The sequence below is a fragment of the Pseudomonas sp. B16(2017) genome (assembly GCF_002113205.1).
Lineage (GTDB): Bacteria > Pseudomonadota > Gammaproteobacteria > Pseudomonadales > Pseudomonadaceae > Aquipseudomonas > Aquipseudomonas pharyngis.
Map to the genome: position 1 here is coordinate 133,915 of NZ_NEKA01000007.1, position 22,024 is coordinate 155,938.

23 protein-coding genes and 2 pseudogenes are annotated in these 22,024 nt (G+C 56.1%); 6 read left to right on the forward strand and 19 right to left on the reverse strand.

What is annotated here, in order from left to right; genetic code table 11:
* The first annotated feature begins 50 nt into the window (after positions 1–50).
* Positions 51–497: an anti-virulence regulator CigR family protein gene (locus tag CAG25_RS14095; protein ID WP_085611825.1), complete on the forward strand. Its 447-nt coding sequence runs from the start codon at positions 51–53 to the stop codon at positions 495–497.
* Positions 498–531: 34 nt separating this feature from the next.
* Here the strand turns inward: CAG25_RS14095 and CAG25_RS14100 are convergent.
* Positions 532–705 (reverse strand): annotated as a pseudogene (locus CAG25_RS14100) (HIT family protein); the annotation flags it as partial.
* 189 nt (positions 706–894) lie between these two features.
* Between CAG25_RS14100 and CAG25_RS14105 the strand changes: the two are divergent.
* Both CAG25_RS14105 and CAG25_RS14110 read left to right on the forward strand, forming a co-directional pair.
* Positions 895–1,197 (forward strand): hypothetical protein, encoded by a 303-nt coding sequence (locus tag CAG25_RS14105; RefSeq protein ID WP_085611824.1) that lies wholly within the window; start codon positions 895–897, stop codon positions 1,195–1,197.
* 235 nt (positions 1,198–1,432) lie between these two features.
* Positions 1,433–2,167: a DUF695 domain-containing protein gene (locus CAG25_RS14110; protein WP_085611823.1), complete on the forward strand. Its 735-nt coding sequence runs from the start codon at positions 1,433–1,435 to the stop codon at positions 2,165–2,167.
* Positions 2,168–2,268: 101 nt separating this feature from the next.
* Here CAG25_RS14110 and CAG25_RS14115 read toward each other — a convergent pair whose 3' ends face one another.
* The 11 genes and pseudogenes from CAG25_RS14115 to CAG25_RS14165 all read right to left on the reverse strand — a co-directional run bounded on the left by CAG25_RS14115 (position 2,269) and on the right by CAG25_RS14165 (position 12,375).
* Positions 2,269–2,568, reverse strand: a complete 300-nt coding sequence (locus tag CAG25_RS14115; protein WP_085611822.1) for a hypothetical protein — start codon at positions 2,566–2,568, stop codon at positions 2,269–2,271.
* A gap of 243 nt (positions 2,569–2,811) precedes the next feature.
* Positions 2,812–3,051: pseudogene (locus CAG25_RS14120) on the reverse strand (alpha/beta fold hydrolase); the annotation flags it as partial.
* A 186-nt stretch (positions 3,052–3,237) separates the two neighbouring features.
* Positions 3,238–4,428: an MFS transporter gene (locus CAG25_RS14125; protein ID WP_256575350.1), complete on the reverse strand. Its 1,191-nt coding sequence runs from the start codon at positions 4,426–4,428 to the stop codon at positions 3,238–3,240.
* A gap of 151 nt (positions 4,429–4,579) precedes the next feature.
* Positions 4,580–4,939, reverse strand: coding sequence for a c-type cytochrome (locus CAG25_RS14130; protein WP_143492923.1), 360 nt, complete (start codon positions 4,937–4,939; stop codon positions 4,580–4,582).
* Between the two features lie 144 nt (positions 4,940–5,083).
* Positions 5,084–6,013 (reverse strand): LysR family transcriptional regulator, encoded by a 930-nt coding sequence (locus CAG25_RS14135; protein ID WP_085611820.1) that lies wholly within the window; start codon positions 6,011–6,013, stop codon positions 5,084–5,086.
* Between the two features lie 36 nt (positions 6,014–6,049).
* Positions 6,050–7,024: a quinone oxidoreductase gene (locus tag CAG25_RS14140; RefSeq protein ID WP_085611819.1), complete on the reverse strand. Its 975-nt coding sequence runs from the start codon at positions 7,022–7,024 to the stop codon at positions 6,050–6,052.
* Between the two features lie 311 nt (positions 7,025–7,335).
* The gene (locus tag CAG25_RS14145) at positions 7,336–7,725 is read right to left on the reverse strand and encodes a DUF6124 family protein (protein WP_085690983.1); all 390 of its coding nucleotides are present in this window, start codon (positions 7,723–7,725) and stop codon (positions 7,336–7,338) included.
* Between the two features lie 662 nt (positions 7,726–8,387).
* Complete coding sequence (locus tag CAG25_RS14150; protein WP_011333849.1) at positions 8,388–8,606, reverse strand: hypothetical protein; 219 nt, start codon at positions 8,604–8,606, stop codon at positions 8,388–8,390.
* Positions 8,607–8,963: 357 nt separating this feature from the next.
* Positions 8,964–10,841, reverse strand: coding sequence for a caspase family protein (locus tag CAG25_RS14155; protein ID WP_085611818.1), 1,878 nt, complete (start codon positions 10,839–10,841; stop codon positions 8,964–8,966).
* Positions 10,838–11,476: a hypothetical protein gene (locus CAG25_RS14160; RefSeq protein ID WP_143492917.1), complete on the reverse strand. Its 639-nt coding sequence runs from the start codon at positions 11,474–11,476 to the stop codon at positions 10,838–10,840. Before CAG25_RS14160 ends, CAG25_RS14155 begins: the two co-directional genes overlap by 4 nt.
* 392 nt (positions 11,477–11,868) lie before the next feature.
* Positions 11,869–12,375 carry a hypothetical protein gene (locus CAG25_RS14165; RefSeq protein WP_085611816.1) on the reverse strand — a complete coding sequence of 169 codons (507 nt, stop codon included), beginning with the start codon at positions 12,373–12,375 and terminating at the stop codon, positions 11,869–11,871.
* Positions 12,376–12,658: 283 nt separating this feature from the next.
* On the opposite strand from CAG25_RS14165, the gene CAG25_RS14170 reads away from it, so the two are divergent.
* The gene (locus CAG25_RS14170) at positions 12,659–13,192 is read left to right on the forward strand and encodes a PAAR domain-containing protein (RefSeq protein ID WP_085611815.1); all 534 of its coding nucleotides are present in this window, start codon (positions 12,659–12,661) and stop codon (positions 13,190–13,192) included.
* 6 nt (positions 13,193–13,198) lie between these two features.
* The gene (locus CAG25_RS14175) at positions 13,199–13,912 is read left to right on the forward strand and encodes a peptidoglycan recognition family protein (RefSeq protein ID WP_085611814.1); all 714 of its coding nucleotides are present in this window, start codon (positions 13,199–13,201) and stop codon (positions 13,910–13,912) included.
* A 738-nt stretch (positions 13,913–14,650) separates the two neighbouring features.
* Here CAG25_RS14175 and phnE read toward each other — a convergent pair.
* The 5 genes from phnE to CAG25_RS14210 all read right to left on the reverse strand — a co-directional run bounded on the left by phnE (position 14,651) and on the right by CAG25_RS14210 (position 18,827).
* Positions 14,651–15,412: a phosphonate ABC transporter, permease protein PhnE gene (gene phnE, locus CAG25_RS14190; protein ID WP_085611811.1), complete on the reverse strand. Its 762-nt coding sequence runs from the start codon at positions 15,410–15,412 to the stop codon at positions 14,651–14,653.
* The gene (locus CAG25_RS14195) at positions 15,409–16,236 is read right to left on the reverse strand and encodes an ABC transporter permease (RefSeq protein ID WP_085611810.1); all 828 of its coding nucleotides are present in this window, start codon (positions 16,234–16,236) and stop codon (positions 15,409–15,411) included. Before CAG25_RS14195 ends, phnE begins: the two co-directional genes overlap by 4 nt.
* Positions 16,230–17,027, reverse strand: a complete 798-nt coding sequence (locus tag CAG25_RS14200; RefSeq protein WP_085611809.1) for a phosphonate ABC transporter ATP-binding protein — start codon at positions 17,025–17,027, stop codon at positions 16,230–16,232. The genes CAG25_RS14195 and CAG25_RS14200 overlap by 7 nt, the downstream gene beginning before the upstream one ends.
* Positions 17,024–17,878 carry a putative selenate ABC transporter substrate-binding protein gene (locus tag CAG25_RS14205; RefSeq protein ID WP_085611808.1) on the reverse strand — a complete coding sequence of 285 codons (855 nt, stop codon included), beginning with the start codon at positions 17,876–17,878 and terminating at the stop codon, positions 17,024–17,026. Before CAG25_RS14205 ends, CAG25_RS14200 begins: the two co-directional genes overlap by 4 nt.
* Before the next feature lie 109 nt (positions 17,879–17,987).
* Positions 17,988–18,827 carry a type 1 glutamine amidotransferase domain-containing protein gene (locus tag CAG25_RS14210; protein WP_085611807.1) on the reverse strand — a complete coding sequence of 280 codons (840 nt, stop codon included), beginning with the start codon at positions 18,825–18,827 and terminating at the stop codon, positions 17,988–17,990.
* A gap of 101 nt (positions 18,828–18,928) precedes the next feature.
* Here CAG25_RS14210 and CAG25_RS14215 point away from each other — a divergent pair, with 101 nt between their 5' ends.
* Positions 18,929–19,855 carry a LysR family transcriptional regulator gene (locus CAG25_RS14215; RefSeq protein ID WP_085611806.1) on the forward strand — a complete coding sequence of 309 codons (927 nt, stop codon included), beginning with the start codon at positions 18,929–18,931 and terminating at the stop codon, positions 19,853–19,855.
* Between the two features lie 6 nt (positions 19,856–19,861).
* Here the strand turns inward: CAG25_RS14215 and CAG25_RS14220 are convergent, their stop codons facing one another.
* Together CAG25_RS14220 and CAG25_RS14225 are read right to left on the reverse strand one after the other, a co-directional pair.
* Positions 19,862–20,854: a zinc-binding dehydrogenase gene (locus CAG25_RS14220; protein ID WP_085611805.1), complete on the reverse strand. Its 993-nt coding sequence runs from the start codon at positions 20,852–20,854 to the stop codon at positions 19,862–19,864.
* A 116-nt stretch (positions 20,855–20,970) separates the two neighbouring features.
* Positions 20,971–21,867 carry a LysR family transcriptional regulator gene (locus CAG25_RS14225; protein WP_085611804.1) on the reverse strand — a complete coding sequence of 299 codons (897 nt, stop codon included), beginning with the start codon at positions 21,865–21,867 and terminating at the stop codon, positions 20,971–20,973.
* Positions 21,868–22,024 lie beyond the last annotated feature (157 nt).

Genomic DNA, 22,024 nt, shown 5'->3' on the forward strand with positions numbered 1-22,024 from the left:
AAAAAAACTGACTAGAATCCAAACACACCCATTCATTCAAGGAACGACTCATGTCCGGTTTACGCACGTTGATTGCGACCACGACCTGTATTGCGCTGCTGTGCAGTTCGGTGACCGCGCTGGCCGATCCTGGTAACGGAAAGGGGCAGGGCAAAGGCAATCCGCATAACAGCCAGGATCATGGCAATCAGGGGAAAAAAGGCGGGGGCGGTTATCAGGGGCACGGTCCGAGTATCGATCGCGGCGGGGTGATCGGGATTGTGGAAGGCTATCGTGGCTACTGGACCCCGGGCCCGGCGTTACCGCCCGGCATTCAGAAGAACCTGGCGCGGGGCAAACCGCTGCCGCCAGGGATTGCGAAGAAGCTCGATGGTCGACTGGTCGGCAGACTGCCGCACTACGACGGCTATGAATGGCAGCAGGTCGGTACCGATCTGATCCTGGTCGCGCTGGCTACAGGGCTGATTTATGAAGTGCTGAATGGCGTCTTCGATTGAGTGATCAGCGCAGCGGGCGACTCGATGAACTGATTATTTGAACGAGCAGCCCTCCGAGCTCCGCCAGTGCCTCTGTCGACAGCTCGGCCAGTGAATTGGTTTGGATTTTGGTCCCCAGCATCAGATAGCCGGGAAGTGCACTGGCCAGATGGTGGTTGATGATCCAGTGCTCGGTTTCATGAAGAATGAAGTGCGGGGCAATTTCCATGTGCCATTTGCCATTTGCCATTTGCCATTTGCCATGTGCCATGTGCCATGGGGCAAGCGGTGCGCCAGCGTAGCAAAAGTGCAGACCTTTCTGCCGGAGGAACTGTGCCGTTACGTCCGACGTTGAGTTGACCGTTCGCGTTTCCCTGTCGCAGCATGCATTCACTCAAACGCCTTACCCGGAAAACCTATGCACACGCCTGTAGATCTTGATGAATTGTTAGCGCTTGTCAGAGATGAGCAGTCGTTCATTCGATTTGTCGAGGCGCTGGGGGCTGATTTTGCCAGTGAACGTTTGTTGGAACATAACGCTCCCTCATCAATAGATCGATCAGATAGCCAGGAATGGGAAAACGGAACGGTTGATGCGTTTCTCGATGCGGCAGCTGCATGGGCGCATGCCAGCAACCGATCTCCTTTGGACGATAATGCCCAATCGAATGTATGGCAGCGCTGTGCAGCGATTCTGTTCGCTGGAAAGTTTTATGAGTGACAGTTGTATTGTCGGGCACAGAAGTGACAGTTTCTTCTCCCCCGACAAAAGATGCGTCCTCTTTAAGCCGGTTCTCCGATCTTCAGAAAATGCTCGCAATGACGACAACTGTTACGTCCTGAAGATGTTTTACACCTGCCGATCTATTTTCAGGAGGACATCATGGACGCAATAAAAATTGAAGCCAGCGAGGCTGGTTTGCAGCCACAGGTCAAGGTTTAAAGGAAAGCTATTCATGGTCATTGATAAAACCGGGCGTTCTCTGATGAGGTCCGGTTTTGGCGTGATGCACGCCACAAACCGCTTCCGCTTGATGGCGATAGTCAGCGTAGTCGTCGCTGGCTGCTCCAGCTCCAAATCGCCTCCTCCGGTCGAGCGTGACGCGTGCCTGGAGGCTGGTCCGGCCAAAAGTGTTGATTACGATAATTGTGTAGCGAATCGAGAACGCGAAAGCAGGGTGGCGCTCGAAGCGCTTCTCGACGACAAATTCGTTTATCCCCCACAGCAGCAAATTCTCGAGGCCTCTGAAAGCAACTATCAGCCATCCGATTTTCCAGAATCCCCCGCACCCATGATCTACAAGGGGCTGGACTCGATATCGCTGATTGAGAAACGAGCGTTGCCTTTCAAAATCAGGATCGTCTGGAAGTACACATCGACAGGCGTGATACCGGAGCGTGGGGACGCCATCCGCATGGCTGAAATGGAGAAGTTGATAGTGCCGGCGGTAGAGGACAAGGGACTGGCGAAGTGGGTCTGCACGGTGACGGGTGGACACCAGCGGGAGTGGATTTTCTATACGCAAAACGATGAAGCGTTTACCGCCAGGACGCGGTCGGCGCTTTCGCAGCGCGGGCCATACCCTATCGAGTTGAGTGCACGCCGGGATGTGGTGTTGAGTACCGGTTCGCAGCCTGCTGACAACCTGGCGGAAGTGATTCGCATCACTCCCAAAAAATGCGTGGAGTGAAAGCTGCATAGCCACAAAGGACAGGGCGATACCCATCAGACATGAAAAAGCCCGGCGGATAAGGCCGGGCTTTCGTCGGGTACTGCGGTAAAAGCCTGCATTCAGGCGTTACGACTTTCGATCAGACGGTCAGAACCACCTTCGGCTACCGCATCACTGAACAGCGGATCGGTTTCGGTCGCGGCAACGGCATCACTGAACAGCGGATCGGTTTCGGTCGCGGCAACGGCATCACTGAACAGCGGATCGGTTTCGGTCGCGGCAACAGCGTCACTGAACAATGGATCAGTTTGGGTCGCAGCAGCAACTGCATCGCTGAACAGTGGATCGGTTTCAGTCGCTGCAAAAGCATTCAGGGCGAAGAGCGAGAAGGCGATACCGAGAAGGGTTTGGCGTTTCATGGTTCTGTACTCCGTGTGCAGTGGGTTGGTATGGAGCAGATCCTACGCTTTGGATTCGATATGAGAACTTCATTGAGTTAATGGTTGTTATTGATGCAGTCAATGATTGAGCTCGGTGGCCTGAGATGCGCTGAACGGCACCGATGACAACAACCCGCTTGCCAGTCACTGCGCAATAAACCTGCGAATCGCTTGAGTGGTTCCCACTGGCGCTTCCTCCATCAGCCAATGCCCCGCACCGGCGATCACCACGGTGTGATCCTTCGCCAGATCCGCCGCCAGCGGCGCCCACATATCCCCGGTGTCGCCGAAACCGTGCAACAGCACCACCGCCGGGCCTTTGCCGCCGATGCGCGTGTGGATTTTCGCCCCTTCCAGGGCGATGTCCTGAGTGCGGAACGAGGCGGGGAAGGGCGTCACGTCCGCATGGGCCGGAACACTCATGGCTAGCAGCAGGGAAGCGGTGAGCAGGGCGCGGATCATGGCGTTCACTCCAGAGGGGGGTGGCTGGAGCGTAGACGGATTTGATGTTTCAGACAGTATTCATACGAAATCCGGCAACAGTGTTTGTCCAGCTAGCCGATCTTTTAGCACTATCCCACCCCTTAATATCGTCTCCAACCCGTGAACAAACACGGCCCTCAACGAGGCGGTGAACATCATCACTCATCACTTTGCAACCGAAACCATGATCGACTCCAGTCCGGGATGGTTCTTTTTATAAAACAGTTCGCAGTCTGCTGCATCTTCAAGGAAAAACCAGATGGACTTCGAAAGTGCTGCATGAAACAAGACAAACAGGAAAATTGCGCAGTAAACCAATAGCAAACCATGGGTGCCGAACTGCGTCATCGTTGTTCCCATCATCATATAAGAGGCCGAATTTGCAAGTTGGCCGACAATAAGTGTGGCGGCCATTAATCTGATACGAACTCCAGACGGCACCGAGACAGTTCTCTTATCCATCCCGATCAGTGAAAGCGAGGCACTGGAAGCTCCTGCAATAAAGAGGCATGGAGCCAGTTGCCAGACTTCGACAGAGAGAGCCGCTGTGACGAGGGAGGCGGTTAATAAAGTCCAGAGTCCAATATATTTGTTTCGCTGGTTGTGTCTTCTGGCAACAAGCGGGCTCAAAAATAACAGGCCACCGATTGCGCCTCCCGCAAATATGGCGTTGAACAGGCCGACACTGCTTTCAGCGAGATTATGGGTGTGAATTTGAATTGGAATCAGCATGGGTACTGTGGCAGTAACAGCCAGGCTCAACATGAAACCAGCAACAGTCAGGAATCTTTCAGGTGGAAGAATTAATTTAAGTCTAATTCCCAAAAACATTTCCCGAACTCGTTGTACCGGCGATTTTATCTGTGTCGAGTCGGATTTGACGCTGTGCGGTAATACGAACGCTAACCCCATTGCGAACACACCCACAATGGCTGCAAAGAGAAGTGAGGCTTGTGGGGAAGACAATCCAATGACAACGCCCGCCAGGAGCGGGCCAATAACGCGACTTATGGTTACGATGATGCGCCGGATGCGAAAGGCATGTTCTATTCGAACTTTTTCTACGGTTTCAGCCGGATAAACACCGAAAAGAGATTGAACGACGCCGAAAGCCGCGACCGCAAGGATGTCAATTATCAGCAGAGCCTCTATCGAATACGAAGCGGAAACAGACACGTAGCGCAGGATGCCGGTCAACGCAATGGCGATACAGCCTATCCTTAGAGCGGTGCTGCGTCGCATGACTTCGACGCGGGAAGCCAAAAACAGTATGGAAATGACGGCGGCAAGGGCCAGCCCCGTTTCATAGGTTGCCAGCTCCAACAAGCTTCCACGCTGAACGATAATAAGGGGCACGGTTGCATTCCAACAGCTGAGATATATCCATATTAAAGCTTCAAGGCAAAGATACTTTCTAAATATGCTCAAGCCATATGTCCTTTGATTGCACGCAGAAATGGGGACGGATCTATTTTTTCACCACCGGATAATAGATTCGTCGCCATTTTTATCTGTTCGTATGGGAAATCACACCGCTCATATATTGGTGCAAGTCGCGAAAATCGTTAACGCTCCAGGCGTGCGGCGGGATCTTCACGCCATTCTCCCGCAAGGTCTTTGGAATCAAATCCCCGTTGGGGCGAAGTATCACCGAGGACACAATAACGCCCGGATAATCACTCAGTCGCTTCTTGAAAGCTGTGGTTGTCAGGTCAGGTGTCGGCGGATTGCTTTTCCTGGCCAACGGCCCGGTGCCCTTGATGTCGGCTCCGTGGCACACGGCGCATCGCTGGGAGTAGAGGGCTTTTCCATTGGCAGTATCGGCGAGGGATAGCGCCGTTTGGGTGAGGGCAAAGAAGCCTGACATGGCGATTAGGAATATTTTGAATCTCAGGCGTCCCGGTGTGGACACGCCCGCACAAAAAGCCCTGGTCATGTAAATCCGCACTTTTTCCTCCATGAATGCACGTCGATTCCGAGGCCGGCACGATATCCCATCGCGGCTGGTAAATCAGCGAGGCAGAGTCATCCAAGGCGCACCCTCGGCAAAAGCGCCCTCGATCCAGTCCTTGAACGCCGTAGTCGTCGCCGTATTGAACCGCGCCGACGGCCGCACCAGATAAACCCCCGTGTCGGCATCCAGTTGCCACTCGGGAAGCACCCGCGCCAGGCGCCCCTCGCGCAGTTCTTTGGTCATCAGCCAGTCGCCGCCGGCCAAAATCCCCACGCCCATGCGCGCGGCACACAGCTGCGCTTCGTTGTCGTTGCTGACCAGACGGCTGCGGATTTTCAGAGTGTATTTCTCGTCGCCTCGGGTCAGTCGCCATTCGGGATACGAATGCAACCCGGTAAACCCCAGGCAATGATGATCGGCAAGATCCGCCGGCGTTTTCGGCTCGCCGTGTTGTTGAAGATAGGAGGGCGCGGCACACAGGATTCGGCGGTGATCGCAGAGTTTCTTCGCCACCAGCCGATTGTCTGCCAGCTCGCCGATGCGGATCGCCGCATCAAAACCCTCAGCGACGATATCGACGAAGCGCTCGGCATATTCCACCTCCAGCGCCACGTTCGGATGGGCCAGGGCAAACGCCGAAACGATATCGCCCAGCAACAGCCGTCCCATGGCGGCCGGCAGGGCGATGCGCAAACGCCCGCGAACTTCGGCGGCACCCTCGCGCGCATCCTGCTCCGCTTCGGCAATCAGGCTGACCGCATGCCCGAACCGCGCCACCAGCCGTTGCCCCTCATCGGTGAAACGCAATTGCCGGGTGGTGCGCTCGATCAGCCGCACCCCTAGCCGCGACTCCAGCGCGCTGAGCCGTTTCGACAGCACCGAGGGATGGCGCTGCAACGTCCGGCCCGCCGCCGCAAACGAGCCGTGCTCGGCCAGGGCCAGCAGGGTGGCGACTTCATCGGCCTGACGGCTATCGAACAGATCCATGCAACGACAACCCTCGTGGATGACCCGAAAAAAGACTCAAGGCACCAGCACAACCGCCCCCGGCAAACCGCCCCGGTGCAGATCGGCATGGGCCCGGGCGGCGTCCGCCAGCGGATAACGACGCCCGACATTGGGCCGGATGATACCGGCGTCAATCGCTTGCAACACGTCCTTTGCGCGCTGCTGGTATTCCTCCGGCGTGGCGGTGTGGGCGGCGAGGGACGGTCGGGTCAGGAACAGCGAACCCTTGGCATTCAAGGTGCTGATCTCGACCGGCGCCGGCGCCCCCGACGCCATGCCGAACGACACCAGCAACCCGCGCGGGCGCAGGCAATTCAACGACGCCTCGAAAGACACCCGGCCAATCGGGTCGTACACCACATCTACTTTCTGGCCCTGGGTAAGGTCGACCACCGCGTCGGCCAGCGTCGCCGCATCGAACACCAACACCTCATCACAACCCGCCAACCGGGCCCGCTCGATACTCTCGGCGCTGGACACCACACCAATCACCAACGCCCCCAAATGCTTCGCCCACGGCACCATGATCTGCCCCAGCGCACCGGCCGCACCGTAGATCAGCACCGTCGAACCCGGCCCGACCGGGTAGGTGGACTTGAGCAAATACTGCGCGGTAATGCCCTTGAACAGCACAGCCGCCGCGTCCTCGAAACTCAGGCTGTCGGGGATCTTCACCAGCCGATTGGCCGGGTAGAGGCGGGCGCTGGCATAGGCGCCAATAGGTCCCGTGGCATAAGCGACCCGGTCGCCGACGACCACGTTCGTCACATCGGCCCCCACCGCCACAACCCGCCCGGCGCCCTCAAGCCCCAACCCGGAGGGCAACGCCAACGGCGCGGCACCGGAACGTTGGCTCAAGTCGAGCGGGTTGACGCCAATGGCCAACTGCTCAAGCCAGACTTCGCCGGGGCCGGGTGTTTGCGCGGTGGATTGCTCAAGCTGAATGACTTGAGGCTCACCGGTTTGATGGATGACGGCGCTGGTGACCATGTTGAACGCTCCCTTACGTTGATCGTGGGGAGAGTCTAAAGGCCTGCTCGGGGAGCACTAGTTGGGTTGATTGCAGTTCATATGTGCATTTAATGCAGCAATTGGATCAAGGCCCCGCATGGTTCGAATTCAACGAGCTTTACTGAAACGCAAACAGCCCGGGCCGACGCCTTCGTCGTTAACGAGGGTGTCGGCCCAGGCTGTTTTGCATTCCATTACCTCTTGAGCCGCGCTTTTTCCTGCAGCAGCGGGAGACTCAACACATCGCGCTGTAGAAGCCGCAGCGAAGGGCTCCTACAGCCATCGCCTGGTTACGCGACCTCGACGTGATCCAGCGCCTGATTCACCGCCAGCTCGGCAATCATCACGATCTGCGTAATACCGATCGCCGTCTTGCGATGCGAGGGATCGAGCGTGGCCGCGAAGTTACTCAGCATCTCACTGGCCGCTCCGAGGTTTTCGCTGGCATTGGCCAACAAGCATTCGGTGTTGAATTTCGGATTGGCCAGATACATCCGCTCGGGCTCGTTCAAGGACGACATGATCCCGGCGGCGGGGAAGAGGTAATGATCCAGCGCGCGCTCGGCGGCGTCGTGGAGTTTTTTCGATTCGTTAGAACTGTAGGGTGAAACCGGGACGGATTCAACCGTTCGCTCCTTTGGATCGGTGTCCAGCGCTGGATTTAGAGTTGCTTTGAACATGCCTAACTTCCTTCTAAATGATCCAGCGCGCGTTCGGCGGCGTCGTGGATTTTTTTGGAGTTGGGGGTTTCGTGGGGGGAGGGGGGGTCGGTTTCGGGTGGGTTGGGTGTTGGCTTGATCATGGTGAAACTCCTTGTGTCGTCATCAGGAGCCATCACCCACACGCTACCAAACGTTGGGTGGTGGCCATACGCAGGTTGGTAGACCGGGACACAAGGAGACCGGCGCGCCCGAAGACGCCCTGTGCATGGCCACCATAAAACCGGGGCGATTGACCGCCGCGATGGAGAGCTCTGCATCTTGTGTTTGTCTCGGGCTACCAAACCCGATCACTGTTTTTCAGTGACCCAGGAACGATAAAACCCGTGCCGTAGACACACAAGCCGGCGGATTCTGGCGTAGTCGTAGGCAATGACGCAAGGCGTTGTAGCCTTGGGGAAGTTACGGCGGGTTGCTTTAAACGAACCTGTTTAAGCGCTCAAAGGTGAGGGCTTATTTCCTGAAAACAGTCCCGTCCCTCATCGGCTGAAAGGGAAAGGGCGAAGCTATTTAGAGGTCGGAGAAGGCGGGGGCGTGCGATTAGTTCGCAGCAGAGAGAAGCGCTTGGCACGGAACCCAGCGCTCGGGGTAGGGCGGGGCACTTACGGCCCCACCCTGATGTTTCAGTTTTTGCTGGCGTTCAGCTTGCGCAGTTCTTCGTAGGTCGCCGACTGGACGAACCAGAAGCCGGAAATGATGCACCAGCACAGGGTGCCGGCCACGAAGATACCCAGCGCCGGCAAGAATCCGCTGGTGAAAATCGCGACGATAGCGACCAGCCAGATGAATGCCAGGGAGAGATAGAGGACGGTGTTGTTGACGCTGATGACGAAGTCTTTCACGGGGCATATTCCTTGCGGGATGTAGAAAAAATCCCCCTATCCGGGGGGCGGACGCATGCTATCACAGTGCCTTCACTGGCCAAGAGAAGTGAGCTCTTCATCTGAAAATAAATCCGTCTACTCTTTTCGTGCGGGTGTCCGCTATCGGCCAAAAGCGGACGTACGCAGTAACTGCTTACAGCCAAAAGCGGATGCTCAGATAGGAGAAAATTTTGTCTCACACAAAACCTGGCGCAGGACTTCACTTCGTCAACTGTTACGACATTGTTATTTATTGATTACGATAAGCTTGGCAACCATTCGTGTAAGATTTAGTCAAAAACAATTGCGTAACCGCACTCGCAGCGCGAGTCAAAACTAATCCTGGATACTTGCAAGGAAATAATCAATACAAAACCAAGGTACACGATCCTCGAGCAATAACGATCCAATAACTGAAAGCTTGTAGACAATGCTTCCGTTGAGTTCGTACGATAATGTCCAAGAATTTATGAAGTCCTCGACTCGAAAAACATCAAAACCGATTTGCCATGCCTCGTTCGTTCCGCCCTCCATAACAATTGATGAGTAGCGAATGTAAGAGTCTGGGCGATAGCAAGAAAAACTCAGACCGTCAATCTGCCACAAATCTTCATTCAAAATATCTTCAAGCTCAAAAACCTTTGCCGCTCGCAATAGCACGGATAAGGTCTCAATTGGTTTCTCAACAAGGGTGTAGTTGTTCTTAAAATTATTATACTCTCTAGATAGTAGATAACTCAGTGCTTTGTCGGGGGAGATGTCATATCTGGCGAGCTTGCCTTCGCAGCTTATTATAGAGTTGAATAGCAATCCTACTAGCTGTTCGGCTTGCTCATTGAGGTTCAGCGCTTTGGCCACGGCTAGAGAGACCTCCCAGTGTGAAGCTTGAGCATCACTCAATGCAATCACAGAACCAGAATACAGCTCCAATATTTTATTTAGAATGTCTGCGAATTGTTGACCTGCTTTTGTCTTGTGTGATTCCGGCGCGCAAAGAAACGCTACTCCTGCCCATCCGAGAATTTTTGATAAACGAAGAGGTAATTGATACAGCTCCACAAAGCCACCACCCTCTCTTGGCAACAAACAGTACTTATTTTGTTCCAGTGAGGACAATACGGACTCGTTTACGACCAGAAGTTCATCGACAAGCTTGTAAGTTAGCAGTTCTGCTCCAGTATCTACTATAGGTTCACCCAGGCTCGGGAGTAGGCAAGCCACTATCCCAGCAGTAATCATAGGCGTCCGGTAAGCGTCATTAGACTGTGCAGCTTTTGTAGAGAATGTCACAGCTAACCGATCAGCGCAGCTAATTAATATCGATTCATTTTCCCGACATGGATTTAATACTGAATTCACAAGTGGGATAAACTGTGAAGCATTCCAATGCCGATCCAATGCACCATATGTGCTCCATATGTCGTTGTAATTGTCTTTTATTGCTTTGTCGAGGTTTGATGGCCACTGATGCATTAAACTACGAAGAGGTGTATTGGGATCTGTTTCATATTTAGGATTACGGCAAAAACTAGGTGGCCCATACAGATTCGGCCCCCAAACGATTGCATTTTGTCCATGGTCATCAAGTTTTTTTGAGATATGTCTACCTATTTCGACTAAATCTAAAATGCTTGCTTTGTCTTGTACAAAGTCTCTTCCTTCCACACAGTCGAGAATGGCGTTAGTACCTATGCCTCCTTCTTGAGTTTCGCCGGCGGTCTGGTTTTTTGCTGAGGTAGCGATTAGCGTCAAAGCAGGTGTTCCGGCATCACCAATAAGCTCAGGTTTTAATAGTACTCCGAGATCTGATATCAATCCGCCACTCTGGCAAGCATCTATAATTATATTGCTCTGCTTTGGTGATGTTTCATTAAGCAGTCTAAACAACTCACTCAAAGACAGCGCCGTCATAGACTGTATTCTTGGGCTTGTGTCCCGGAGCCACATATGGAAGCTACCAGAGCTCACACCACCATGTCCTGCGAAAAAAAATGTGAAATTCTCTATGTGTGAATTTTCGAAAAGCGATTTTTTTAATGCAGATCTAACTTCCTCAATAGTCGGAGACAGCAGAAGTTGGGAGTGTGCGCTGTTGAACTGACCAACTTCGGGTTTCACGAGAGCATTGAATATTCTTACCGCATCATATTCTGCTGAATCGAGGGGTTTAGCGTGATCATATTCGTTGCAGCCAATTGCTAGGAGGATTCTCATCGCGCACTCTCTCCGTAACGCACAAACTTAGCTTTTCGAGCAGATTCTCTTTCCAGCGCCTCAGCCACCTTTCTCGTCTTGATGTCTTCGACCATCGCCTTATATGCTGGAGTGCTTTCTTGCATTGCCCTTGTGAACTGATTAAACGCATCTGTTCCAAGGTGGATCTCTGGGAGTGTCACCTCTCCTGCCTTGTTCGCACTAAACTCGATTTTCTCAAGAATTTCCAAGAAGGCGAGCGGCAGAGATCCAGATTTCTTTGCATCCACAACGTTTCCAGTTTGATCGCAGACCTTCGATAGTGATGAGTAAATCATACTAGCAAGCTGAGCTTCCATATCCTCCTGAAAACTATTGAAGCATCTTTCTAAAACTTTAACGTCATGGGAAGCAATGCTCTCGAGCGCAATGTCAAAAAGCGTGGAGTGAGTTTCAAGTCCGCCGTTGTATACTTGGGGGGCAGCAGGATTGCAGAACGCCGCGCCATGCTTTATTCGTTGCGCGTTTTCTGGATTGATATATTTTGCCATTGTGCTTTGCTGAAGCGTAGATAACAGTCTTCTCAGGGATTCATTAAAATTTTCTACAAAGTCAGAATCTACAAAATAATCAACACTCTGGCTGCTACGCTCCATGATCTCCACCACTTTTACCAATCTAGTTGCGGCTGAAGTTAAAGCCAGCCATGCCAACACTACGAGATGCCGCCGTGCGGTTGTTATAGACCCGTTGAGTGTTACATTTAATTGTAGAACAAAATGTAGAAAATGCTCTGCTGCCGCACTTTTGCAAACTGTAAAGATACCTCCTGTCGGTCAATACAGGCCTCGAACCTTGCACAATCGAAAATGCTTTATTCAACAGGTGATCAGTTCAACCGTCGTGAACCGGATCACCTGTGATTCACTTCTCTTTTTTCGGGGGTTGCACTTTCGGCATAGGAAGAGTGTTTTGTACAGGAGGTAACCCTCGATCATTGGTCTGTACTGGTCTACTTGGGTTATGGCGCGGTGGCTGCGATTTTTCGTTACTCATTGGTCAACTCCGGGTAATGGCTTTGGAAGTACCGTCTCATCTGTAACTCGGCTTTGGTCATAAGATCTGCTTTCTCAGGAATGACCATTCCAGCAAATGCAGATTTCATTACCGCCGATTTCTTCTTGCGTATTGCGAAACGTTTTTCGTTGATTTCTCGTTCGGTCAGTTCACCTTGCGCGACATCAAACCACCCTTTTTCTGCGTCATCAGCTAATACAGAAAGCTCTATTCCCGCTGCGCTTAGAGGCTTGATGCGGGCTTTGAATGGAAGAAATTTGTACACGACCGATACGACTTGGCTGAGCATGATGAAGAAGCCCCACACAAACGCGTATTCTTTCCAGATAGCCCAGCCACCAATACTTCCAGCCGATGCTATGGCTAGTACTATAGCGATTCCTCTCTCTATATTTTCAGATCTGATTTGGTAGAGTTCTAGATAGTAGACATGCGCTTTAAGATTTTGCAGCTCCACCCAATACTGCGCTTGATACATCGCCTTGCTTCCGTTGCTGATGAGAAAAGCCCAATGCCGCGTCTAGGGAATCATACAGTTCCTTTGAGACTGTTTGCACTCAGACAATCCATCTGCCTGGGCCAGAAGAATCCGTCAGATGAGGGGCCGCTCTTGGCCGAAAGCTGACGCTCAACGACCTCTGTCTAACCATAGGCGATTCAAAGCGGTTGCCGATATGCCAACCAGGGCAATGCCTTGAGCCACTGCTCGACGCAACTCTGATACAGTCGCCCTTGGAAAAATCGTAGACAGGAAGTCATACATGGCAAAGCCAGCTGCACGCATAACTGACCCCACCAGTTGCCCTATGCCTGGGCACGGGCCCAAAGCCATTGCGTCCGGATCTCCCGATGTGTTTTTTGACGGCCTCGCAGCTGCAAGGAAAGGCGACACTTGCACCTGCGGCAGCGCTTTGGACTCGGCAGTGTCTGCGACGGTGTTCATCAATGGCAAGAATGCGGCTCTGGTGGGAACCGTCGGCACACACGGCGACGTAGTTATTGGTGGTTCGGGTACGGTGATCATCGGCGACTCCCATAATCCTGCACCGTTCACGCCTCCACTCCCGCTTTTACTGCAAAAAACCTATGGGCATACTTTCAGCATCGTTGATAGCGAGACTGGTCAACCTCTAGTCGGAAGAAATTTCACTGCCACTGTAAATGGTCAAAAGATTACAGGTGTTACCGACAGCGCCGGGATTGCGAAGATCAAAACCCCAGTCAAAGATGCCAATATTTCCATCAGTATTGATTTCACTTCTCCAGCTCGGACGCTTAACGAACTAACGGACTGACCCAGAATGGCTGAACAATTTACTACTGAAGCAAAAGCGACTGAAGTCAAACCCGCTGTGCCAGTTGCTCCCACGATTATCACCGTCAACGATAGAGCTGCCACTAGAGAAGCGATCATCAGACTACTCAGCAAAAACAAATGCGAATTTGTAGAGCGATCATCATGGGGAGCGCATAAAGCAAAAGGTGAAATGGTGGATGATTGGGATTACTCGATGATCGCCCTTCACCACGCAGGACGAAGTGTAGGCTGCGGTGCTGGTGCAGGACAAATGCGCGCGATTCAAAGTGAACATCAGGCTAAGTTTGATGATATCGGCTATCACTACGGCATCGATTGTACGGGTAAAGTTTTTGAAGGACGTGATATACGGTTCAAGGGATCAAGCGTACATAACTACAACACGGGTGTGATTGGTATCGTTTTACTGGAAAACCTGACAACCGCCGAAGAGGGTGGCGATATGGTCGCTTTTGCTCGCCAAGCCCTCGAAAGCATCAACGGCAACATGGACCAGAAAATTCCTGCTATACAAATTGATACCCTTCTGACCTTGATTCAGGCCCTGACCAGCGTTTTCAGGGTGACGACGTTAGGTGGGCACCGTGAATTCCCCATGCAAGCCGGCGAAGGAAAAATTTGCCCTGGTAATATCGGCATGGAGCTTGTTAGAAACCTTCGGATTAAAACCAAACTTTTGCGACCGCCTTCATCATGAAATCGCTGCTAATCATATTATCAACCACGATTGTCGCCATGCTTTATATAGGTTTTTACGAAAAGATGGAGGATACTTATCCGGAAAAAGTATTCTTTATTAAGAAAAGTCCCACATTTCAGATGGAGTTTGAAAATATTTTCGCGTACGAATCCGATGATAAAAAATTGAGTGAGCTAAGCGAGGCGGAGCGAAGCCTGGTTATTAATTATTGCAAGTATCGACTTGGCTTGGATACGACATTAAAAAGTCAAAGCGAGCTTGAAAAATGCAAACAAAGGTAATCGTAAGTCGCCACTGTTAACCGTAGATTTCTCTGAAGCGCATCTGGCGACTATTATTGATTGCGACTAATGGGGCTGTTTTTCCGGAGAAACAATGCTAACCGATCAGCAAGCTCGAATAGCACTCAAAGAGCTAGTAGAGAAGTATCTCAAAGGGATAGCCCCTGATTATCAGCTCTTAATTGAGTTGATTGACGACGCATCGCAGCCAGCTCCTGTCAGGGGAGTATTGGAGGATATTCGACGATATGGCAACGCCCGATACACGCAGCAAGAATTGGAACACATTGACGACTGCGTATACATCTTCGGCTGAATCGGGTGCATGTCTGCACCCGCGTTGAAACATAGTAATTAATTGGCTTAGTTTGATAGACGTTATTTGAAGGGTGCTATTGGCCGGACGCGGACCTCGACGAATATTTGTTTTAAGCAACTTCAAAGACTATCCAACCTAAGCCTTTACCCACCGACCCCAACCACTCAACCAATCCACCCCCCACACCAAAATCAGCATAGCCAAAATCACCGTCCCCGCCTGCGCCTCCTGAAACAAACTCAAGCTCACATACAACATCTGCCCCAACCCCCCAGCCCCGACAAACCCCAGCACGCTGGCCATCCGAATATTGTTCTCCCACCGATACAAACAGTACGCCAGCAACTGCGGCGCCAGGTTCGGCAGGGTGCCGTAGCAGAACGCCAAAACCGGATTCCCCCCCTGCAACCGAATCGCATCCGCTGGTTCCGGCGGTGTGTTCTCCAGCGCTTCAGCAAACAATCGCCCCAACACGCCCGTGGTGTGCAGGGCCAGGGCCAGTGTCCCGGCATTCGGCCCAAGCCCAGCCGCAAGCACCATCAACGCAGCCCACACTAATTCGGGTATGGCGCGCAGTGCATTGAGCAGCAGGCGCGCGGCACTCTGAAAAAACCAGCCAAATCGCCCAGCGGCGGGGAGCGCCAACAACAGCCCCAACACGGCGGCGAGGAGGGTTCCGAGGGCGGACATGGCGAGGGTTTCCATCGATCCGCGCAGGATGGCGCTTAGGTAGTCAGCGCTGAGGTCCGGGCTGAGGAAGCGCGCCACATACAGGCCCATCTGTTTCAGGCTGGTAGCGCTGCCGAGTTCTTCAAGATCAAGGCCCAGGTAGGCAAATGAGGCAATGACGGCCGCGACAATGGCGAGAATCAGCACCAAATTGATCAGGCGTTTCATGCCAGCCTCCAGCGCAGCAGGCGGCTGAGTTGGTCGGCGCCGAGGACGAGCAGGAGGAAGGTCAGGAGCATGCTGGCGACTTCGCCGCCGGCGAACATGCGGATCGACAGGTCGATCTGTTGGCCGAGGCCGCCGGCGCCGACGAAGCCCATGACCACCGAGGCGCGGATGGCGCATTCCCAGCGGTAGACGGTGTAGGAGAGCAGTTCCGCCGCGACGTTGGGCAGTACGCCATAGGCGAAACTGGCGAGGCGACCGCTGCCGGCCTGGAGCAGAGCGTGGGCCGGGCGTTGGTCGGTGGATTCGTAGATTTCGGCGTAGACCTTGCCGAGCATGCCGCTGTAGGTGATGGCGATGGCCAGCACGCCCGCCGCCGGGCCGAGGCCGACGGCGCGCACGAACAGCAGGGCCCAGACGATTTCCGGCACGCTGCGCAGGAAGATCAGCAGCCCGCGCACCGGCCAGCGCAGCAGGCGGCCCAACAGGCTCGGGCGGCCGCTGCGGGAGGCGGCGGTCAGCGACAGGGCGCGGCTGGCGAGCAGGCTGGCCGGCACCGCCAACAACAGCGCCAGGGCCATGCCGGCGGTGGCGATGGCCAGGGTTTGCAGGGTGGCCTTGAGGAGTAATTGCAGAAACTCGCGATCATGGGCCGGTGGCCAGAACATCGATACGAAGCGGCCCATTTCACTCTGGCTGTCGGCGTGAAACAGCACGCCCAGATCCAGTTCGCTGAGCTGGATACCGGGCCACAGCAAGGCAATCGCCAGTATGGTCAGCAGCAACCGGGGCAGAGCGGCGGGGTCGCGGGTATCGGCGCTCAGCATCGCGGAATCTGCACAATCAGTGGGGTGACGGCGGGCGCCGGGGATTGCAGTTGTTCGTTGGCGTAGAGGGTGTCGAGCATGTCGCGGCTGACTTGCGCGGACGGGCAGTCGAACAGGATCTGCCCCTCGCGCAAACCGATGATTCGCGGGAAGTGCGCCAGCGCCAGTTCCACCGCGTGCAGGCTCGCCACCAGCGTGACGTTGTGCTCGCGAGCATGGCGCGACAGGATCGACAGCGTGTGCCCGGCCAGCACCGGGTCCATGGCCGAGACCGGTTCGTCGGCCAGCAACACCTCCGGCGCCTGGTACAGCACGCGGGCGATGCCGACCCGCTGCAATTGCCCACCGGACAGTTGCTGGCATTGGCTGAAGAGTTTGTCGGCCAGATCCAGTTTTGCCAGAGCGGCGCGGGCGCCGGGCACGTCGAGCGGATGCAGCAGGTTGATCAGGCTTTTGCCCAGACTCCATTGGCCGAGTTTGCCGGCCAGCACCGCCGTCACCACCCGTTGCCGGGGCGGCAGCGGCGGCGCCTGATGCACCAGACCGATGCGCGCACGCAGGCGCTGCCGTTGGCGCGCGGACAAATGCCAGGCGCGCTCGCCCAAAACTTCGATGTCGCCGCTGCTGGGGCGAATGGCGGTCGCCAGCAGGTTCAGCAAGCTGGATTTGCCGGCGCCGGACGGTCCGATGATCGCCACCTGCTCGCCGGCCTCGATCTGCAAATCGACGCCGCGCAAGGCCTCCACGCCATTGGTGTGGTGCAGAAAAGCCTGTTTGAGGCGCAGCGTCATTTCAGCAAGTCGGCGGCGCGGGCGGCTTCCTCGATGCCTTTGTAATTGTCCGGGCTGGTTTCGATGAAACGGCTGGCGGCTTGCAGGTCGAGGATTTTCTTGTGCTCGGGGTTGGCCGGGTCGAGGTCGAGGAAGGCTTTTTTGATCTTCGCCGCCAGCGCCGGATCGAGGGTGCCGCGCACGGTCCAGTTGTAATCGAAGTAGGCCGGGGTGGTGGCGAAGACCTTGACCTTGTTGGTGTCGACCTTGCCGGCGTCCACCAGTTTCTGCCAGACGCTGGCGTTCAGCACACCGGCGTCGACCTTGCCGGCCTGCACCCAGGCGACGGTGGCGTCGTGGGCGCCGGAGTAGCCGACGCGGCTGAAATAGTTTTCCGGTTTGATGCCGTCCTTGAGCATGAAATAGCGCGGCATCAGGCTGCCGGAGGTGGACGACACGGAGCCGAAAGCGAAGGTCTTGCCTTTGAGATCGGCGAGGCTTTTGACGTTCGGGTCGGCGGTGATGAATTTACTGGTGAACTGGGCGTCTTGTTCGCGCTGCACCAGCGGAATGACCTTTGGATCACTTTTCAACTGCGCCTGGACGAAAGTGAAGCCACCGAGCCAGGCCAGATCGAGACGGTTGGTGGCCAACGCTTCGACCACTGCCGGGTAGTCGGCCACCGGCACAAACTCGACTTTCATGTTCAGTTGCTTCTCCAGATAAGACCCCAGCGGCTCGAACTTGCGCAGCAGCTCGGTCGGGGCTTCATCGGGAATCGCGCTGACCTTCAACACCTCCGCGGCTTGCGCCAGCACGGCGGACAGGGACAGGGCCAAACCAGCGGTCAGTGCCAGGGTTCGCTTGAGCATGGAATTCTCCGTTGCGTGGGCATCAAGGTCGATGCACCCGTCGATGGGCAATCATCGTCGGGTGCAACGTCAGGTTAGACGAAACGGTGAAAGTGCGAGGGCGCCGAGATCACTTCAAGCGGTCAACGAGGGTCTTGCCCACGGCCAGGGCCGACGCCGGGTTCTGCCCGGTGACCAGTTCGCGATCAACCACTACGTGGCTGGCCCATGGCGCCGTGTTACTGCTGAAAACACCGCCAGCCTTTTCCAGGGCCGTCTGCGGATAGAACTTCATCGCGCCGCCGTTCAACAGGCCTTTGGCGATTTCTTCTTCCTGATTGCTGATGACCGTGAACTTATAGCCGGCATACGTCCAGTTGTTTGCCGTGGTGGCTTTGCCGGTTTCCAGTTGGCGGGTGAATGCGGTCGGATCCGTCAGGGTCGACAGCAGTGCAATCGGGCCGTGGCACACCAGCGCTGTGGTTTTGCCTGTTTGATGGAAGTTGTTCAGCAGTTTGCCCAGCGCCTGGCTGTGCAGCAGATCCTGCATCGGTGCGTGGCCACCCGGAATGTAGACGGCATCGAAATGCTCGTAGCCGACTTGCTCGACCCGCGACAGGCTGATGACCGGCGATTCACCGGGCGAGGTGATCTTCAGTTGTTCCAGCAGCGCCTTGTGGGTCTGCAAGGCTGCCGCGTCATTGTTGAAATACATCTTGTCGTCGGAGGAGCGATCCAGTGTCGGCGCCTTGCCGGTCGGGGTGGCGAAGGTCACGGTGTGGCCGGTATCGAGCAGCAGCTTGACCGGTTGCATCAGTTCGTTGAGGTAGAAACCGGTGCTGAAGACCTTGCCGTCCTTCAGATCGAGATGGTCGGAGTCCGACAGCACCACCAGCACATTGGCCGCCTGGGCGTTCAACGCGGCAACGGAGAGAAACAAGGCGAAAGCAAGACGTGTAATTGAGCGCATGGCGATTCCAGAAGATGAAGGAAAGTGCGGCTCACTGTATTGATGCTCATGGCGGCGATAAACTCGCGCCACAGCAAAGCATTTGTTCTCTGGAGATCAAGATGAGTCGCCGATTCGATTATCTGGCCGACGTCGAAGTGTTCGTCACGGTGGTGGAGAAGGGGTCGCTGAGCGCCGGTGCGGTGTTTCTCGCAACCACGCCGTCGGTGGTCAGCCGGGCGATTTCGCGGCTGGAGGCGCGCCTGGGTGTGCAGTTGCTGCGGCGCACCACGCGCCGCCTGAGTCTGACCGATGCCGGTGTGTTGTATCTGGAGCAATCCCGGGCGGCATTCGGCCTGATTGACGACGCCGAGCGCACGATTCAGGGACAGGACGGCGAACTCAGCGGCCGCGTGCGCCTCAGCGTGCCGACCACTTACGGCCACTATCGTTTGCCGGCCATGCTCGCCCGTTTCACCCGGCAGCATCCGCAAGTGCGCGTTGAGTTGAGCATCAGCAATCGTAATGTCGATCTGGTAGCCGAAGGCTTCGACCTGGCTATTCGGCTGGGCGCGTTGCCGGACAGCGGGCTGATCGGGCGCAAGCTGGAGGACGCCGGTTTATGTGTGGTGGCCGCGCCGGATTATCTGCGACGGGCCGGAACACCGCAGAGCGTCGACGATTTGCAGCGGCATGCGTGCCTGCCGTTCGTGATGCCCAGCACCGGGCGCGTCGGGCCGTGGCTGTTCCGTGAGCAGGGCGAAGACCGCGAATGGCTGCCCAGCGCCAATATTCAGGTGTCCGACGATGTGCTGGGGATTGTGTCGCTGGCGGAGCAGGGGCTGGGCATCTGCCAGACCTATGACTTCATCGTCCGCGAGCGGATCGAGAGCGGGCGACTGGTGCGCCTGCTTGAACAGTCGGGCGGGCGCTCCCGACCGTTCTCGGTGATCTATCCGCCGCACCGGCAGCTGTCGGCTTCGGCGCGGGCGCTGATTGATTGTCTGACCCGAGAGGTCAGTCAAGGCGTTGGGGAAGGCCTCGACTGACGCGATTCAAACGACGGGCAGACGCGTCACCCATTTCCCGCCACCCGCGCCGTCCTTCAGGGCACGCAAGACCTGGGGCAATTCATCGAAGTCGAACATCTGCAGCGCCGGGCCGATCAGGCTACCGTCGAGCAGAGCTTGCAGCAGGTGCTCGCCGTTGCGGCGCAAGGTCTGGCGATCGTGCAGGCTGGCGTGGACGTGGAAGCTGTTCAATGCCACTTCATGCAGCGAAATCGCGCTGGTGAACGCCGGCAGCGGCGCGCTTTCCTGACGATCCTGAATGCACACCAGATGGCCGTTGTAGCCCAGCAGGTCGGCCATTTTCGCCGCGTGAGCGCCGCTGACCGTGTCGAATACGGCGTGCAAACGACGTTCGCCGAGGCTGGCTGCGAGTGAGGTTTGCCAGTCCGGTTCGCGGTAATCGAATACGCCGACTGCGCCCAGGGCCTTGAGCTTTTCATGATGCGCGCCGGACGCGGTCGCCCAGACCCGCCATCCGCGTTGTACCGCCAGTTGCACCAGCAGCAGGCCGACCGCGCCGCCGGCGCCGATCACCAGCACATCGGCTGCGCCATTCGCGGGGACTTTTTCCACGGCTTGCCACGCGGTCAGTCCGGGGCAGGGCAGTGACGCCGCCGCGGCATCATCGAGCGCGGCGGGCACCGACAGCACGGTGGCGGCGTCCAGCAGGCAGTACTCGGCGAAGCTGCCATCGTTCGCCAGTGATTGGTGATACGCCACGCGACTGCCCGGTTGCAGTGTCACGCCGGCGCCGGCTGCGACCACCACGCCCATCCCGTCGACACCCGGCACGCGGCCGGTGCTCCAGGCGGGATGGCCCCACTCGATGATCTTCCAGTCCACCGGGTTCAAGGCGATGGCGCGGTTGGCCACCAGCACTTGCCCGGGGCCGGGTTGCCGGAGAGGTTTGCGGGTCAGTGTCAGGCCATCCAGCCCTTGGCCGGACGTCCAGGCCCAGGCAGCGTAATCGGTTTGCATTGTGCGGTTTCCCATGACAGTCAATGGCCGCCAGTATCGGTGGCAACGGGCATGAGAAGAACCGGCCCTGGGTCAAAGGTGTTTTGCGTAAAAGTCAGCAATGCTTCCGCAGTACGTCAATCGACCTGCGCAAACCGCTCCACCAGCCAATCAATGAACACCCGCACCCGGTTGCTCAAATGCCGGTTCGGCGGATACAGCACATGAAACGGATAGGCCGGTGGACGCCAATCCTCGAGGATCGGCACCAGTTCGCTGCGCTCGATGGCGGTCCTGACCGTGTAGCTGAAGGTGTGGATGATGCCCAGCCCGGCGAGCCCCGCCGCCAGGTGCGCGTTGCTCTCGTTGACGCTGATCAGGCCTTTGCCTTCGATCTGGTGGCGCTCGCCGTTGCGCTGGAAGTTCGACGGCAGGATGCGCCCGGTGGAGGCCGAGCGGTAGGCGATCAGCTGATGGCTGGCCAGGTCGAGCGGGTGGCTCGGGGTGCCGTGGCGTTGCAGATAATCGGGGGTGGCGCAGGTGGTCCAGGACACTTCGCCGAGGCGGCGCACGGCCAGGGTTTGTTCGGTCAGCTGGCCGCCGCGAATCACGCAGTCCACCCGTTCGCTGATCAGGTCCACCGGGCGGTCGCTGACGCCCAGATCAACCTGGATATCCGGATAGCGTTCGAAGAACTTCGGCAGTTCGGGGATCACCAGCATCGTCGCGGTCGAGCCGCCGATGTCCACGCGGATCTTGCCGCGCGGCAGCCCCTGAGCCTGGCTGAAGCCCTGATCGATGTCGTCCAGTTGATGCAGCAGTTGTTGGGTCAATTGGTAGTAGGAGGCGCCGTCAGCGGTGACGGTGAGGCGGCGGGTGGTGCGTTGCAGCAGGCGCACGCCGAGGTGGTTTTCCAGTTGGCCGATCAGTTTGCTGACCGTGGTTTTCGGCAGGTTCAGCGAGTCGGCGGCTTTGGTGAAAGAACCGCTTTCCACGACGCGGGCGAAGGTGCGGATCGCCATTAACTGATTCATCGATTCGGACTCGGTGGGGTAGATGCGGTTGAGTATTGTGCATGTCTGTGCACAAACAAAACCGATTTTGCGGATTTTTCAATTCAATCGATCGGCCTAAAGTCGCTTCCAACGGCTCACCTACGACCCGTCACCTACCTCGAAACGGTTACTGGAG

What these genes read in the sequence shown, in the direction of transcription:
- CAG25_RS14095 (WP_085611825.1), top strand. Translation starts at nt 51, where the DNA reads ATGTCCGGTTTACGCACGTTGATTGCGACCACGACCTGTATTGCGCTG.
- CAG25_RS14105 (WP_085611824.1), top strand. Translation starts at nt 895, where the DNA reads ATGCACACGCCTGTAGATCTTGATGAATTGTTAGCGCTTGTCAGAGAT.
- CAG25_RS14110 (WP_085611823.1), top strand. Translation starts at nt 1,433, where the DNA reads ATGGTCATTGATAAAACCGGGCGTTCTCTGATGAGGTCCGGTTTTGGC.
- CAG25_RS14115 (WP_085611822.1), bottom strand. Translation starts at nt 2,568, where the DNA reads ATGAAACGCCAAACCCTTCTCGGTATCGCCTTCTCGCTCTTCGCCCTG.
- CAG25_RS14130 (WP_143492923.1), bottom strand. Translation starts at nt 4,939, where the DNA reads ATGTCAGGCTTCTTTGCCCTCACCCAAACGGCGCTATCCCTCGCCGAT.
- CAG25_RS14135 (WP_085611820.1), bottom strand. Translation starts at nt 6,013, where the DNA reads ATGGATCTGTTCGATAGCCGTCAGGCCGATGAAGTCGCCACCCTGCTG.
- CAG25_RS14140 (WP_085611819.1), bottom strand. Translation starts at nt 7,024, where the DNA reads ATGGTCACCAGCGCCGTCATCCATCAAACCGGTGAGCCTCAAGTCATT.
- CAG25_RS14145 (WP_085690983.1), bottom strand. Translation starts at nt 7,725, where the DNA reads ATGTTCAAAGCAACTCTAAATCCAGCGCTGGACACCGATCCAAAGGAG.
- CAG25_RS14155 (WP_085611818.1), bottom strand. Translation starts at nt 10,841, where the DNA reads ATGAGAATCCTCCTAGCAATTGGCTGCAACGAATATGATCACGCTAAA.
- CAG25_RS14160 (WP_143492917.1), bottom strand. Translation starts at nt 11,476, where the DNA reads ATGGAGCGTAGCAGCCAGAGTGTTGATTATTTTGTAGATTCTGACTTT.
- CAG25_RS14165 (WP_085611816.1), bottom strand. Translation starts at nt 12,375, where the DNA reads ATGTATCAAGCGCAGTATTGGGTGGAGCTGCAAAATCTTAAAGCGCAT.
- CAG25_RS14170 (WP_085611815.1), top strand. Translation starts at nt 12,659, where the DNA reads ATGGCAAAGCCAGCTGCACGCATAACTGACCCCACCAGTTGCCCTATG.
- CAG25_RS14175 (WP_085611814.1), top strand. Translation starts at nt 13,199, where the DNA reads ATGGCTGAACAATTTACTACTGAAGCAAAAGCGACTGAAGTCAAACCC.
- phnE (WP_085611811.1), bottom strand. Translation starts at nt 15,412, where the DNA reads ATGAAACGCCTGATCAATTTGGTGCTGATTCTCGCCATTGTCGCGGCC.
- CAG25_RS14195 (WP_085611810.1), bottom strand. Translation starts at nt 16,236, where the DNA reads ATGCTGAGCGCCGATACCCGCGACCCCGCCGCTCTGCCCCGGTTGCTG.
- CAG25_RS14200 (WP_085611809.1), bottom strand. Translation starts at nt 17,027, where the DNA reads ATGACGCTGCGCCTCAAACAGGCTTTTCTGCACCACACCAATGGCGTG.
- CAG25_RS14205 (WP_085611808.1), bottom strand. Translation starts at nt 17,878, where the DNA reads ATGCTCAAGCGAACCCTGGCACTGACCGCTGGTTTGGCCCTGTCCCTG.
- CAG25_RS14210 (WP_085611807.1), bottom strand. Translation starts at nt 18,827, where the DNA reads ATGCGCTCAATTACACGTCTTGCTTTCGCCTTGTTTCTCTCCGTTGCC.
- CAG25_RS14215 (WP_085611806.1), top strand. Translation starts at nt 18,929, where the DNA reads ATGAGTCGCCGATTCGATTATCTGGCCGACGTCGAAGTGTTCGTCACG.
- CAG25_RS14220 (WP_085611805.1), bottom strand. Translation starts at nt 20,854, where the DNA reads ATGCAAACCGATTACGCTGCCTGGGCCTGGACGTCCGGCCAAGGGCTG.
- CAG25_RS14225 (WP_085611804.1), bottom strand. Translation starts at nt 21,867, where the DNA reads ATGAATCAGTTAATGGCGATCCGCACCTTCGCCCGCGTCGTGGAAAGC.